The 14,175-nt window shown below is 58.7% G+C and carries 10 protein-coding genes; 6 read left to right on the top strand and 4 right to left on the bottom strand.

Annotated elements, in window-relative coordinates; translation table 11 throughout:
* The first annotated feature begins 5 nt into the window (after positions 1-5).
* A complete protein-coding gene (locus C1A08_RS03000; RefSeq protein WP_101571283.1) occupies positions 6-815 on the top strand; it encodes a DUF5689 domain-containing protein in 810 nt (269 codons plus the stop codon).
* Positions 796-1,593, top strand: coding sequence for a DUF5689 domain-containing protein (locus C1A08_RS02995; protein WP_101571281.1), 798 nt, complete (start codon positions 796-798; stop codon positions 1,591-1,593). Before C1A08_RS03000 ends, C1A08_RS02995 begins: the two co-directional genes overlap by 20 nt.
* Here C1A08_RS02995 and obgE read toward each other — a convergent pair.
* A complete protein-coding gene (obgE, locus tag C1A08_RS02990; RefSeq protein ID WP_055201960.1) occupies positions 1,587-2,585 on the bottom strand; it encodes a GTPase ObgE in 999 nt (332 codons plus the stop codon). The genes C1A08_RS02995 and obgE overlap by 7 nt on opposite strands.
* Positions 2,586-2,657: 72 nt before the next feature.
* Here obgE and C1A08_RS02985 point away from each other — a divergent pair, with 72 nt between their 5' ends.
* The 3 genes from C1A08_RS02985 (at position 2,658) to era (ending at position 5,151) form a co-directional block, all read left to right on the top strand.
* Complete coding sequence (locus tag C1A08_RS02985; protein ID WP_101571279.1) at positions 2,658-3,530, top strand: DNA/RNA non-specific endonuclease; 873 nt, start codon at positions 2,658-2,660, stop codon at positions 3,528-3,530.
* Positions 3,531-3,675: 145 nt separating this feature from the next.
* Positions 3,676-4,137: a DUF4890 domain-containing protein gene (locus C1A08_RS02980; protein WP_101571277.1), complete on the top strand. Its 462-nt coding sequence runs from the start codon at positions 3,676-3,678 to the stop codon at positions 4,135-4,137.
* Positions 4,138-4,269: 132 nt separating this feature from the next.
* A complete protein-coding gene (era, locus tag C1A08_RS02975; RefSeq protein WP_055201954.1) occupies positions 4,270-5,151 on the top strand; it encodes a GTPase Era in 882 nt (293 codons plus the stop codon).
* A gap of 69 nt (positions 5,152-5,220) precedes the next feature.
* Here the strand turns inward: era and C1A08_RS02970 are convergent, their stop codons facing one another.
* The 3 genes from C1A08_RS02970 to C1A08_RS02960 are packed head-to-tail and all read right to left on the bottom strand — an operon-like array spanning position 5,221 to position 11,451.
* Entirely contained in the window at positions 5,221-8,010 is a 2,790-nt protein-coding gene (locus tag C1A08_RS02970) for an alpha-L-rhamnosidase (RefSeq protein WP_101571275.1), read from the bottom strand.
* 20 nt (positions 8,011-8,030) lie between these two features.
* Positions 8,031-10,196 (bottom strand): glycosyl hydrolase, encoded by a 2,166-nt coding sequence (locus C1A08_RS02965; protein ID WP_101571273.1) that lies wholly within the window; start codon positions 10,194-10,196, stop codon positions 8,031-8,033.
* A 22-nt stretch (positions 10,197-10,218) separates the two neighbouring features.
* Positions 10,219-11,451: a glycosyltransferase WbsX family protein gene (locus tag C1A08_RS02960; RefSeq protein WP_101571271.1), complete on the bottom strand. Its 1,233-nt coding sequence runs from the start codon at positions 11,449-11,451 to the stop codon at positions 10,219-10,221.
* A gap of 194 nt (positions 11,452-11,645) precedes the next feature.
* Between C1A08_RS02960 and C1A08_RS02955 the strand changes: the two genes are divergently transcribed.
* Positions 11,646-14,054, top strand: coding sequence for an outer membrane beta-barrel family protein (locus C1A08_RS02955; protein ID WP_101571269.1), 2,409 nt, complete (start codon positions 11,646-11,648; stop codon positions 14,052-14,054).
* The last annotated feature ends 121 nt before the right edge of the window (positions 14,055-14,175 follow it).

Raw genomic sequence — 14,175 nt, 5'->3', positions numbered from 1 at the left:
CGAAAATGAATGGATTTATAAAAATATGGATCGGATGCGCTGCGGCGCTGTTGGCCGCCGGGTGCGGTTATGACGATTTCGGCGAACCGCATCCTGCGGATGAAACCGCGCCGTTGCCCAATATGTCGGTCGCCACGCTCCGCGAACGGTGTGCGGTGGGCCCGGTTGCGTTTTCCGGCTCCGGGGTCGTGTTGTCGGGGTATGTGACCACATCCGACCGGGCCGATAATTTCTACCGGACGCTGATGCTCGAGGACAATTCCGGCGCGGTCGAGGTCTGCGCCGGACTGTACGATCTGCACAACGATTATCCGGTCGGTTGCCGGTTGACGTTGTCCGCCGACGGCCTGACCGCGGCGCTGGACGACGGGTTGTTGCGGATCGGTTTGCGGGGCGGTTCGGCGACGGAACCCGTCGCCCCGATGGAGAGTCCGGCGATCGTGCGGCGTCATCTGTTGCGAACCGGCGAAACGATCCTGCCGACAGCGCTGCCGACGACGATCGCCGGGTTGAACGACGACCGGATCGGCTGTTTGGTGCGGATCGCCCGGCTGTGCCTCGATACGCCGTCGGATACGACCTGGGCCGTCCCTGCGGCGGTATCGGCCGACGGTACGCCGCGCAGCGCCTTGTTGAAATTCCGGTGCGGAGCGGATTCTGTTTATGTCTATACGAGCGGTTACGCTTCGTTTGCCGGCGAACGGGTTCCGCACGGGCCGGTTTCGGTGACCGGTATTCTGCTGCCCGGAAAAGTGGGCGGACGCCGGGTGTATGAACTTAAAATGCGTGATTTGAATGATGTACAGGTTGATTAGCTGCTGTCTGCTGTTGCTGTTGGCCGGCTGCGTGTCCAAAAACGGTTTCGATCGGGACGACGGAGAGAGTCCCGGGGGCGATCCGGTGTCGGTCGCTTACCTGAAATCGCTGTATCGCGGTTATCCGCTTCGTGTGACCGATGACGTCGAACTGCGCGTCGTCGTAACGGCGAACGATGCTTACGGGGCGTTCCGCAATACGCTGGTCGTGCAGGATGCCACCGGAGGAATCGAGGTCAAGGTCGGCGGACGCGATCTCTTTACCGTATTTCCGGTCGGGCAGAGCGTACGGATCCGTTGCCAGGGGCTGGTGCTGGGCGACTACGGAGGCGTGGTGTCGCTGGGCGCGGCGTCGGACGATTTCGCTTACGAAAACGGGTTCATTCCGCAGTCGGTCTGGCCTCAATTTCTGAAAAAGCAGGGCGGCGTGACCGATATTCGTCCCGATACCCTCGTTTTTTCCGATCTGGCGGCCGCCTGGATAAGCCGTTACGTGGCTTTCGAACGGGTGCAGTTCGTCGATGCGGAGTGCTCGGAGAACTGGTGCGACACCATGTCGGATACCGATCGGCATCTGGTCGATCCCGCGGGGGATACGCTGATCGTGAGAACTTCTGCGAAGGCCGACTTCGCAAATTGGCCGCTTCCTTCGGGCAGCGGTTATATCGAAGGGATTCTGAGTTGGTTCAACCGGAATTATCAGTTGAAAGTCGTATCGCCGAAAAATGCGGTGATGGAATTGCCCCGTTTCCGGCCCGCGTATGTTTTCGGTTACTGATTGTCGCGTTGCAGGGCTTCCCAGAGCATGTCTTTGAGTTGTCGGATGTGGTACCCGCTGACCGACGAGATAAAGATCGACGGAATGTCCGGCAGATCGGCGGCGATGGCTTCTTGCAGTTCTTCGTCCAGCAGGTCGCTTTTGGTGATCGCCAGCAGGCGCTGCTTGTCGAGCAGTTCGGGGTTGTATTGTTCCAGTTCGTTCAGCAGGATGCGGTATTCTTCGCGCACGTCTTTCGTGTCGGCCGGGATCATGAACAGCAGGATCGAGTTGCGTTCGATGTGACGCAGGAAGCGCGTTCCGAGCCCTTTGCCGGTATGCGCCCCTTCGATGATGCCGGGGATGTCGGCCATCACGAACGACTTGTGGTCGCGGCATTCGACGATGCCCAGATTCGGTTCGAGGGTCGTGAAAGCGTAATTCGCGATTTTGGGCTTCGCCGCCGAAACGGCTGCCAGCAGTGTCGATTTCCCGGCGTTCGGGAATCCGACCAGCCCGACGTCGGCAAGCACTTTCAGTTCGAGGATGAACCATCCTTCGACGCAATCCTCGCCCGGTTGCGCATACCGCGGAGCCTGGTTGGTCGCCGTTTTGAAGTGCCAGTTGCCGAGTCCTCCGCGGCCTCCTTTCAGCAGGACAGCCTCCTGTCCGTCTTCGGTGACTTCGCAGACGATTTCCCCGGTTTCCGCATCGCGTGCGACGGTGCCTAGCGGCACGTTGATGACGACGTCCGTCCCGTTCTTCCCCGAGCAGCGCGCCCCGCTGCCCGCTTCGCCGTCCTCGCCGAAGATGTGACGCTTGTACTTGAGGTGGATCAGCGTCCAGTACTGGCTGTTGCCGCGCAGGACGATGCTGCCTCCGTTGCCTCCGTCTCCGCCGTCCGGGCCGCCGAATTCGATGAATTTCTCGCGGCGGAAATGGCGGGAGCCGGGGCCGCCTTTACCGGAGCGGCCGAATATTTTCACGTAGTCGACGAAGTTGGACGATGGCATAGATTCTGATTTATCGGATGTCTGATGCGTCAAAGATAATATTTTTTTACCTTTGGTGCGGTTTACGCGGCCATGAAAAAACGAACCCCCATAAAAATATCGAGGCAGACCCATTGGAAAATCGTGTTGTTGCTGGTGTTGGCGATCGTCGTGTTGGCGATCGTTTCGCAGGTCGTTGCGGTGCGTCCCTGGACGGGTGGACGGCAAGCGGAACGCGGCGCGCGCTCCGGCGGATCGCCGGAAACCGATCCCGAGATTCTCGCCTGTCCTTTTTTCGCGAACGACGAGTTTGTCGTCCGTTGTCCGGAGGGACGCTATACGATGCTGTACGATACGGCTTATCGTCAGGCTGCCTGGGTAGCTTACCTGCTGACGCGCAGGGATGTATCCGGCAAGGGGGTGAAGCGCAGCGGGGTTTTCAAGAGCGATCCGGAAGTGATCGCCCGCGGGTGGCCTTCGGCCGCAGACCGGGATTATACGGGTAGCGGTTTCGATCGGGGACACCTGCTGCCGTCGGCCGACCGGAACGATACCCCGCAGGAGAACGGGGCTACGTTCCGTTTGTCGAACGTTTCGCCGCAGCGGCCGGGACTGAACCGCGGGACGTGGCGCAGGCTGGAAGAACGGGTGCGGCGCTGGGCGGCGCGTTACGATTCGCTCTACATCGTGACCGGCGGCGAACTGACCCCGTCGCTGCGACGCATCCGGGGCGGCGTCGGGATTCCGCAGCGGTTTTTTAAAACGATTCTGGCGCGGGACGGCGGTACTTTCCGGGCGATCGCTTTCCTGATCCCGAATACGGAGCGTCCGGCCGGGGATTGTTTTCGCTATGCGATCAGCGTCGACAGTCTCGAACGGGTGCTCGGCATGGATTTCTATTCAGCGCTGCCCGACAGCGTCGAAATGCGCGTCGAGGCCTCCTTCGACCGTTCTTTCTGGCGTTAGTTCCGCGTCCGGCAGGGCGTTTTGCCGTTCCGTCCGGTCGTTTCGCCGCGCCGATTCGGCGTTTCGCCGATTTCTCGGAATCGCTCTGCGCCGTTGGAATTATTTTTGCGGAACAGGATTCTTGTAAACATTAAATTTTGAAATTATGAAAGCGAAACATTTTTTTGTATCGGCATTCGCAATGCTGTTTGCCGCGATCGGTGCGACGGCTCAGCCGCAGCACCGCGAACAAATGACTCCCGAGCAGCGGGCCGACCGGATGACGCAGCGCATGACCGAACAGCTTTCGCTGTCGACCGACCAGGCCGAGCAGATCCGCCGGATATTCCTCTCCAATTTCGAAGAGATGAAAGCGGATCGTGCGGCGCGGGCCGACTCTGCGAAGATGAAATCCGACCGTCCGAAGAAATCCGACCGTCCGAAACAGGGAGACAAATCCGACGGCCGTAAGGGGCAGGGCGGTCCGCATGCCGAACGGATGGCCAAAATGGACGAATCGATCAAAAAGGTGCTGACCGAAGAACAGTATGAAAAATGGACGGAACAACGCGCCAAAATGCAGGACCGAAATCGTCCGCGTCCGGAAGAGCAGCCTCAGGACGAATAGGGCGTCCGGTGGAAAGCAGGATGAACGGGAGGACGACGATCGATCGCCGTCCTCCTTTTGCGTGCACATTGCGCCGGATGTTTTTATCGTTTCCGGAAATAAAGCCGTATCTTTGTCCGAAACACATCGATTATGCATAAATCAGGATTTGTCAACATCATTGGGAACCCGAACATGGGAAAATCGACCCTGATGAACGCGCTGGTCGGGGAACGCCTGTCGATTATCACGTCGAAGGCGCAGACGACCCGCCACCGGATCATGGGGATCGTCAACGGCGACGATTTCCAGATCGTCTATTCCGATACGCCGGGGATACTCAATCCGAATTATAAGTTGCAGGAGTCGATGATGCGTTTCGTACGGAGCGCGCTCTCCGATGCCGACGTGCTGCTGTATGTGACCGACGTGTTCGAAAAACCGGAAGACGACAACGGGATCGTTTCGAAGATCGCCGGCGGCGGTACCAAAACGATCCTGGTGATCAACAAGATCGACCTGACTACGCAGGAGACGCTCGACGCCCTGGTGGAACGGTGGCGGAAAGTGCTGCCCGACGCCGAGATCGTGCCGGTGTCCGCGCTGAACAATTTCAACATCGGCGGGCTGTTCGACCGTATCCTGGCGGCCCTGCCCGAGGGCGAGCCCTATTACCCGAAAGATACGCTGACCGACAAAACGCTGCGCTTTTTCGCGTCGGAGATCATCCGCGAGAAAATCTTGTTGAATTACCAGAAAGAGATTCCGTACTGCACCGAGGTCGTGATCGACGAATACAAAGAGGACGCGGATATGGATCGGATTGCGGCGACGATCTACGTGGCCCGGGAAAGCCAGAAGGGAATCGTTATCGGCCATCAGGGCGGTAAGCTCAAAAAGGTGGGCACCGAGGCCCGCGAGGAGCTTGAACAGTTTCTCGATAAAAAGGTTTTTCTGAAATTGTACGTCAAAGTGAACGACAACTGGCGGAACGACGAACGTCAACTGCGCCGGTTCGGGTATATCGAATCGTAAACCTCGGTTTCATAATAAAAGCAAGGCGGATACCGATCGGTATCCGCCTTGCTTTTTGATGGACGCGTGCTATTCGATAACAATCGCGTAGTGTCCCGACGGGAAGCGGTACAGCGGATTTTCCGCGCCTTGTCCGGCGGTCGGATAACGGTTCTTGTCCAGCGGCTGGCCGTTGACCGTAACGGTTTTGCCGTCTGGCAGGGCTACCAGTCCGGAGGCGTTCGCCGGAATTTCGATCTTCCAGTCCATTTTGCCGCCTTCCTGTTTCCAGTCGCTTTTGACTTCGCCGTACGGGGTTTCCAGCGTCGCTTTCGCCCACGGCAGGTAGGCCGTCATCGTCGGTTCGAAACGGGTCACTTTGAAACCGGGGCCCGAAGCGTCCGGACGGATGCCGGCGATGTCTTCATAGAACCACGTGTCGTAGACGCCCTGCATCGGGTGGCTCAGCGAACTTCCTCTCAGGCAGAGTTCCTTGCTGGCTGCATTGACCGGCAGCGTTTCCCACAGCGTCGTGGCGTCGGCGTCGGTCCACATGTAGGCGAAACTGTTTTCGCCGGTTTTGGTGAACATGTCCCAGGCTGCCTGGCTGTTGCCGTAGCGCGACAATGCCTGGCCGATGTGGCCCAATCCGAAGATACCGGTGTGCATGAAGTTGTCGTACTTCTCCTTCATGTTGCGGACGGTGGCGTCGGAAACCGCTTTTTCGTCGCCGGCCGGCACCATGCCGTAAGCCAGCGCCATCGCGTTTGCGGTCTGGCTGCCGAACGTTTTGTTCGTTTTGTCGTAGAATTTATCGACGAAAGCTTTGCCGATCCGGTCGCGCAGGGCGGCATAATGCGCCGCGTCTTCCGTTTTGCCGAGTACGGCCGCCGCTTGCGAAACGAGGTCCGCGTCGTGATAGTGGAACGCTGTCGAGCTGACCGGGATCGGGCAGTCGATCGCCGCGTTTCCGTTCGGCGGACACCAGTCGCCCAGACCGTAGGGAACGATGTCGTTCTCGGTCAGCGCCGCGATGTGATCGACCCATTGTTTCATTTCGCCGTAGTAGATTTCGAGCGCTTCCTTGTTGCCGAAATAGAGGTAGATATCCCACGGGATCTGGACGACGGCGGTGCCCCAGTCCGGCGATGCCACGCCGCACAGGCGGCGTCCCGGGGAGATCATGAACGGAATGCCCGGTTGCTTGTCTGCAAAATAAAATTCGCTGTTGTGCAGTTTCTGATGCAGCGTGTTTTCGAGGAATACCGACGACGAAGAGCTGACGTCGCCCATGTATTTCATCCAGAAGTTATTCATGCCGTAATTCATACTTTCGAACGGCGCTACCGCATGGGCGTCGCCGAGCCAGCCGCAGCGTTCGCGGTGCGGGCAGTCGGTCGGCAGGCCGTGAATGTTGCTCAACATCGTCCGGACGGCCAGTTCGTGCAGGCGATTGATTTGCGGGTCGGCGCATTCGAACGTACCGATCCGTTCGACGTCGGTGTGTACGACCACCGCTTTCAGCCAGTCTTTTTCGGGTTGGGTCGCCGCGCCCGATAGTTCGAGGTAGCGGAATCCGTGGTACGTGAACCGGGGCGTCCATTTTTCCTTGCCTTTTCCGGTGCAGACGTATTCGTCGGTCTGTACGACGCCGGTCGCGGCTACGCCGGTCGTGTTGTATTCGATCGACTTGTCGGCGGCCAGCGTTTCGCCCATCCGCATTTTGATCCGGGTGCCGGCCGGCTGTTCGACGGTCAGCAGCGGGATGGCTGCCACGTTGACGCCGAAATCGTAGATCCAGTTGCCCTGCGGATCCTGCCACAACGCTACCGGAGCGATCTCCTGTTTCATTCGGATCGGTTCTATCAGTTGCGGTTTCAGTTCTTTCGGAATAACGCCTCCGGCCGGCAGTGCGGACTGCCAGTCCGCGCACGGAGTTTTCGCATCGGCCCAGCCGGCGATCTCCTTGTTCGCGTCGTATACCTCGCCGGCGTAGAGGTTCGAGCTGAGTACCGGCCCGGGCGCCCATTTCCAGGTTTCGTCCGTGCCGATGATCTTTTTCGAACCGTCCTTATAAGTAATTTCCATTTGCGCCAGCAGGATCGGTTTGCCGTAGCTGAACCCGGGGCCCCATACCTTGCCCTGGTTGTACCAGCCGTCGCCGAGCATCACGCCGATGCAGTTGTCCCCTTTTTTCAGTCGGTCGGTCACGTCGAACGTGCTGTACAGCGCATACAGTTCGTAATTGCTCTGAGCCGGGTCGAGTATCCGGGTCGAGTCTACGCGGCGGCCGTTGAAAAACAGGTCGCTGCACCCGAGACCGGAGAGGTAGATCACGGCGCGTACCGGTTTCGTACCCGGTTGATCCGCGTTGAAAACGGTGCGGAAATAGGGCAGCGGACTGCCTTCCTCCCATTGGGCGGTGATCCATTTCGCTTGCCATTGGTCGGCTGCGGGACCCAGCGAGAACGATGCGGGATCGCTCCACGAAGTCGGTCGGTCGGCGCCGTCCCAGATGCGGACGCGCCACCAGTAACGCTCGCCCGGTTTCAGGTCGGCGCCCTGCGGACGGACGTTCAGTTGCTGGTCGGAAAGTTGTTTGCCGGACGACCATACGTCGGCTTTTCCATTCTTCAAAGCCTTTTCGTCGGAAGCGATTTCGATCTCCCAGGCCGTTTGCACGACGCTGTCGGCTTCCGATTCGATCTGCCAACTGAATACGGCCCGATCGACGCCTTCCGGATCGTCCAGGTCGCGGCAGCGCAGTTCGGTCACTTCCGTGTCCCCTCCGGCGCGTTTCGCTCCGCCGGATCCGTTGCAAGAGTTCAGCGCCGGCAATACCGACAGCAGGATTCCTGCGAGAAACAGTTTGAATTTCATAGTTGTCTGTTGGTTTTAAGTTATTTGGTTTGTCGTATGATCATGCCGTCGTACGGGCCGAAAGGTAGCGGCGCGCCGTTTTCCAGCGGTTTGACTTCGCCTGTCTGCGGATTCCATCCTTCGAGCGATTTGGCGCCGGGAAAGTTTGCCTTGACCGTTTTCGGGGCGTTCGTATCGTTGACGATGAAATAGACGTTCCGTCCGCCGATCCGTTTGTGGCTGTGCAACACCCCGGCGTAGGAGTCCAATACGATATCGCGGTCGAGCACCCCTTCGAGCAGGTAGTTCAGCAGCCGCGCGTTGAACGTCGGTTCGTAGTAGACCGCAGGGGTGAGGGTCTTGTCCCCGACCATCTGGGCGACGGCGCTTTCGACCGCTTCGGACGGGAACGCGTCCGGCGTATTTTTCGGCAGCGCTTCGAGCAGGATCACGCAACCTCCGGCCCGGGCGAACTCCGTGATGCGGGTCAACATCTGCGGCGTAATCGTCTCGACGTCCGGCAGGATCAGCACATCCCAGCGCAGTTCGCCGTGCGCGAGACTTTTGTTCTCTACCTTGGATTGTTCGATCCCGGCCGCGTCGACGTACGAAAATTCCCAGCCGTTGTCGTACAGGCAGTCGCTGACGCGGTCGAACAACTGCGACAGCCGCTGCGCTTCGGGGGCTCCTCCGGCGACGTTGTCCCAGCTTTGCAGGCAGGTCGGCAGCGGACGGTATTTCGACCACAGCGTTTCGACCGGGTAGTAGACGGCGATGCGCGAAGCCCGCACGCCTCCCGCCAGCATCATTTCGACGCGGGCGATGTAGTCGTTGAACGCTTTGCGACCGTTCGAATCTTCGTGCTGAAGTTGCAGGTAGTTGTTGAAGTCGGTCACTCCGCCGACGATCTGGCGGTTCAGCGATCCTTTGATTTCGATCGTGGGAGCCTCTTTGCCGTCATAGAAATTATAGTCCGAGATCGGGCACGATTCGCACATGACCATCGAATTGCCTTGCAGTTCGGCGGCCGACGACGCCAATCGCGAAGAGTACAGGTAGCGGCGCGTAAAGCTCGGCATACCGGTCAGCACGTCAATGCCCGGTACGTCCATCTCGCGGTAGCAGGCCATGATGCTGCCGTACAGCGGAACCTGCGCCATCATCGTCTCTTCGACGAGCAGGTGTCCGCCCGATTTGAGCTTTTGCGTGGAACAATATTCCCGTATCTGACGAAAATAGTTCCGGCTCATGAAATCCGCGATGATCCGGAAATACCGGTAGCGGAGTTTCTCCCCTTCCGGCCCCCGATCCAGCATCATCGGCAGCAGCACGTCTTTCAGGTCGGCGCTGTAACGGGTCATGAATTCGGTCGATACGTTTTCTTTCCACGGGTAGACGCCGTATCCGAGGTTCGGGAACGGCAGAGCCATCGACGACGGTTCGTCGGTAAACGTGGAGGTGAAAAGGGTTCCGAGTTTCTCTGTAAAAGCCTGCGCGTAGCGCCGGTGCGTCAGTTCGATGAACCGTTTGGTTACTTCGGGCATCAGCAGACTCGGGTAGCGCGGCGTCGTTCCGCCCCGGTCGGTGCCGGCCTGGAATCCGGTGTAAAGCGGCGCGTGCGAAATCTGGGCGATCGTCCACGTGCCGTCGGGAGCCGTCCACCGGATCCGACCGTCGCGAATCGACGACAGCAGGCTCCGCGCCCGGTCGTATTCCAACTGCCCGTCGACCGAAGGCACCGCTTTGACCAGGATCGGCTGTCCCGGCAGCAGCGGCAGGTCGACGGCGGTTCCGCCGTTGACGGTCGTATCTTTAAAAAGAAGGCCTTCCGCCTCCCACTCCGGATGTTCGTCGAGCACGTAGGTGTCGGCCATTCCGGACGGATAGCTTCTTTCGTCGTACAGCCACAGGTCCAGTCCGCGCGCTTTCGATGCGTGGACGAACCGATTGAATACTTTCAGCTCTTCGTCGCTTTTGAGGTATTCGTTCGGGTTGACGTTGGTCGCCATGCCGCCGTACCCGTTGGAGATGATCCACTGGATCATCGAGTCCTGCTCCCGGTCGTCGCGCGGCATACTGTGTCGGTTGACGTTCATCCGGTATTCGAGCGTGGGTTTCAGGAAATCGGCTTGCAGTTTCTTTTCGTTCTGTGCGCAGGCGACCGTGCTTCCCAGCAACAGCGCTACGGCGAGTTTGAATCTGATCATCGTTTTTCTGTCGTGTGTTATGTTACTCGGCTGCTGTCGGCGCGGCCTGTCCGAAGACGGCTTTGATCGCTTCGAGATATCCCGTCCCGTGGATCGAGTCCGGTTCGATGTAGCTGCCTTCGGTCCATTCGTTCCAACTGTTGATGTTCAGGATGCGCGGCCCGTTCGGGTCGGCGAGCAGTCTGTCCTTGGTCCGCTGCAGCGCTTCCCGGAAATTTTCGGGGGTGTTGTTGCCGATCGTATAGGTTACCAGGTAGTTTTTAATGCCCTCGGGCGTTTGTTCCACATAGCGCGGAGACGGGTCCCAGCCCATCGTTACATTCGGGTAGTACGGCACGCCGTATTCCGCCCGCGCCTTGTCCCAGAACGCGAAATAGTCGTCCATGGCTTTGATGTAGTCCGTTTGCAGATCGGGCAGCGGCGTGTGGTGGATCCAGACGTACGAAGTTCCCGAGTCGAATCCGAGTTTTTTCAGCAGTTCGGGCGTATTCTCGGCGGCTTTTTCGCCCGGAAGCACCGGATTGCCCCACGTTACCAGGTTCCAGTGAACTCCCGGCAGGCCGGCCGCCACGGCTTTTTCGCGCAGTTTGTCCATAGCTGCGCGGGCCGCTTCGACGGAACCGAAGTTCTCGACGAATTTCTGCACGTCGTAGACCGAAAAGTAGGGCTTGCCGTCCACAGTCCAATAATTCGGTTTCGTAAAATATTCTTTGATAATCAGGTCGCCGATCTTGTCGAACGTTTCGGGCGTCACCCGTCCCGGATAGAGGATTTTCTGTTCGTCGCCTTTCGTGTAGGGGTGGATGTCGAGCCAGTCGTGATTGGCCCACATCAGCGCGAATTTCAGTTTTTCGGTATTCGGCGCTTTCAGGAAGCCTTCGTCCAGCGCGCGGTTCAGGAACGGCCCGTCGTCGTAGTAATACCAGTCGAAAATGAAAACGTCGACCCCGTTGTCGGCTGCCGCGTCGATCTTACGGGCCATCTCCGCCGGGTCTTTTTCGTCGGTATATCCCCAGGCCGGCACTTTGGGCTGCTGCTGGCCGTCGAAACAGGGACGGGCTTTCTTGACCAGTTCCCATTCGGCCCAGCCGTCGCCCTTGAGGCTGTCGTTACGTCGGTCGTGGGTGTGGTAATTCGGGAAATAGTAGCAGGCTACCGTGATCCGGTCGGGGTCTTCCGTCTTTTTCGGAGAGGAGCCGCAGGATGCGAATGCAACAGCCAGCGCGGAGCAGGCGATCGTGGTAAAGATTTTCATTTTGAGTCGGTTTTAGATCGGGTTATATTCGTGGACTAAGGTACGAAAAACTGTGCATTCTCCCAAAAAAAAGTGCGGCGGATTCCGCCGGGGAGAGGAGCCGACTCCGGTCGCGTTTCCCGAATTCGGATATTTTATTTTACATTTGTCGTTTCGAATACCTAACCCTGACCTAACCCGATTAACCGAACTGCATGAGACTGCTTTGCCTGTTGCTGTTGACTTTTTTCGCGGCGCCCGCGGCCGCTTCTCCGATCTGCGTGGCGGGAAGACTGGCTGAAACCGGCTCCGGAAAGGCGATCGATTTCGCCGAAATCTACCTTTTTACCGGCGGGAATGTCCGGCCGGCGCGTCAGACGCTGCCGGACGAGCAGGGCGGTTTCCGGCTGGATTCCGTCGATCCGGGCGCTTATACGCTGATGATCCGCCTGATAGGATACGACGTGCTGACCCGCGAGGTCGCGCTGGAACATTCGGCCGGCACGGTCGATTTGGGCGTGCTGTACCTTACCCCGCTGGAGAACGGGATCGCCGAGGTGGAGGTCGTCGCCGCGAGAAAACAGCTCGTTTACAAGCTCGACAAAAAAGTGGTGGACGCTTCGTCCAACATCATGGGCGGCGGCGGGTCGGCCGTGGATATTCTGGAGAATACCCCTTCGGTGCGCGTGGATGCGGAGGGAAACCTGTCGTTTCGCGGCAGCAGCGGGTTTACGGTCTACGTGGACGGCAAGCCCAGCGTGTTTTCCGGTTCGCAGGCGCTCGAACAGATTCCCGCCGGGCATATCGAGAACATCGAAATCATTACGACTCCGTCGGCGAGGCACGACGCGGAGGGCGATGTGGGCATTATCAACGTCATTACCAAAAAGCATACGCAACGCGGGCTCAGCGGCACGGTGAACCTGTCCGGCAGCACGGCGTTGTCGCGCAACGTCGATTTCCTGTTGACCCGTCAGAACGAGGCTTCCCGTTGGTATGCCGGCGGCGTGTGGTTCGACAAATTGCGCAAAAGCGATTTCGAGCAGCAGAAGACGACGGTCGTGGACGACCTTACCACCACGTCGCGTTCGAAAGGGCCGCGCGTCGGGGATAATTACAATTATACGCTGAAGGCGGGATGGGCGTACGCGCTTCCGCGCACGTCGTTCTCGGTGGACGTCGAAGGCGGATACCGGGGCAACAAGCGCAACGGCCGACTGGATTACCGGGAGAGCCGCTTTTCGCAGGGAACGGGCGACGGCGAGATCGGCGACTACCGAAGCCTGGACGATTACGACAACCGCGAAACCATCGGCCTGGGAACCGTGGCCGTCGGACACAGGTTCAACGACAAAGGACACGAGCTTTCGGCCAGTTTTTATTATAAATACGGCGGAGGCGCGGTCGAATATTTCCAGAGCGATCTCTTCAATCTGCAGGGCGAACGCGAGCAAGGGCACCGCGCCTGGGAATCCGAGTACCGCATCACGGCCCGCGGAAACCTGGACTACGTGCTGCCGTACAGCAAAACCGGGAAGATCGAGGCCGGTTACCAGTATTACTCTTACCTGGAGGACAGCAAGTACGAAATGCAGTTCTGGAATCCCGAGACGAAAACGTTTTACTGGCGCGACGACATTTACAATACTTCTTATTTCCGCGAGAACGTCAATTCGGTCTACGCGATTCTGTCCGAGAACCTGCGCGCGCTGGAGATCCAGGCCGGCGTCCGGGGCGAATATACCCACACCCGCCTGCGCAGTTCGATCGCCGGGGCCAGCCGCGACAAACGGCGTTTCGAGGGGTTTCCGTCGATGCACTTGGGATATACGTTTCCGCGCGGCCACCGGCTGCTGGTTTCCTATTCGCGGCGAACCACCCGCCCGCAGCTTTTTTACATGGAGCCCTATATTACTTTCCGCGATTACTATACGGCCGAGATCGGCAATCCCGATATCCGTCCCGAATACATCCATTCGTACGAACTGACCTACCGGAAAAGTTTTCGGGACAACAACGTTTCGGCGACTTTTTTCCACCGTTCGCGCAGGGACAAGATCGAACGGCTCCGGGTGCCTTACGAGGCGGGCGTCACGCTCGACTCGATGGCCAACGTGGGGCACGACTATTCGACCGGCGTGGAGCTGACCGCCGTCGTTCGCGTCGCGCGCTGGTGGAATACCTCGCTGAACGGCAATCTGTATTATTATAAGATACGCAACGAGTTGGCCGCCGGGGGCGGACGCGAATCGAGTACGAATTACGACATCATGTGGAACAATGCCTTCGATGCCGGCAAAAATACGCGGATTCAGTTGGACGCCAACTTCGTAGGGCCTTCGGTCACGACCCAGGGGCGTACCGATGCTTTTTGGTACGTCAATCTCGCCGTCCGGCAGCAGTTCTTCAAACGGAAGCTTTCCGCGACGCTCTCCTGCCGGGATCTGTTCGGCAGCGCGCGTTATGTCAGCGATATCCGTACGGCCGACCTGCAGTCGTTGACGCGCATCCGTCCCAAATATCCGCTGATCGCCCTGACGTTGGGGTATGTTTTCAACAGTTTTAAGGCAAAAACGGATCCGGCGAAGGAGAGTCATGACCTGTTCGAGGGCACCAACCATTGACCGGAATGTCTTATTTTCCTATAAAACCGGCCTGAAAATTTCGAAAAAGGGTTCGTTTTTCGGAACGGGACGGAACGGCCGTTCGGCGCGGCGCGGGATTGTAAGGGGGTGAGAATGTTCG

It is taken from the genome of Alistipes sp. cv1, from assembly GCF_900240235.1.
GTDB classification, from domain to species: Bacteria; Bacteroidota; Bacteroidia; order Bacteroidales; family Rikenellaceae; genus Alistipes_A; species Alistipes_A hominis.
The sequence above is the reverse complement of the archived record's forward strand: the minus strand, read 5'-3'. Positions and strand labels throughout refer to the sequence as shown.

Coding starts and splice junctions, on each gene's coding strand:
- C1A08_RS03000 (WP_101571283.1), top strand. CDS start 6: ATGAATGGATTTATAAAAATATGGATCGGATGCGCTGCGGCGCTGTTG.
- C1A08_RS02995 (WP_101571281.1), top strand. CDS start 796: ATGATGTACAGGTTGATTAGCTGCTGTCTGCTGTTGCTGTTGGCCGGC.
- obgE (WP_055201960.1), bottom strand. CDS start 2,585: ATGCCATCGTCCAACTTCGTCGACTACGTGAAAATATTCGGCCGCTCC.
- C1A08_RS02985 (WP_101571279.1), top strand. CDS start 2,658: ATGAAAAAACGAACCCCCATAAAAATATCGAGGCAGACCCATTGGAAA.
- C1A08_RS02980 (WP_101571277.1), top strand. CDS start 3,676: ATGAAAGCGAAACATTTTTTTGTATCGGCATTCGCAATGCTGTTTGCC.
- era (WP_055201954.1), top strand. CDS start 4,270: ATGCATAAATCAGGATTTGTCAACATCATTGGGAACCCGAACATGGGA.
- C1A08_RS02970 (WP_101571275.1), bottom strand. CDS start 8,010: ATGAAATTCAAACTGTTTCTCGCAGGAATCCTGCTGTCGGTATTGCCG.
- C1A08_RS02965 (WP_101571273.1), bottom strand. CDS start 10,196: ATGATCAGATTCAAACTCGCCGTAGCGCTGTTGCTGGGAAGCACGGTC.
- C1A08_RS02960 (WP_101571271.1), bottom strand. CDS start 11,451: ATGAAAATCTTTACCACGATCGCCTGCTCCGCGCTGGCTGTTGCATTC.
- C1A08_RS02955 (WP_101571269.1), top strand. CDS start 11,646: ATGAGACTGCTTTGCCTGTTGCTGTTGACTTTTTTCGCGGCGCCCGCG.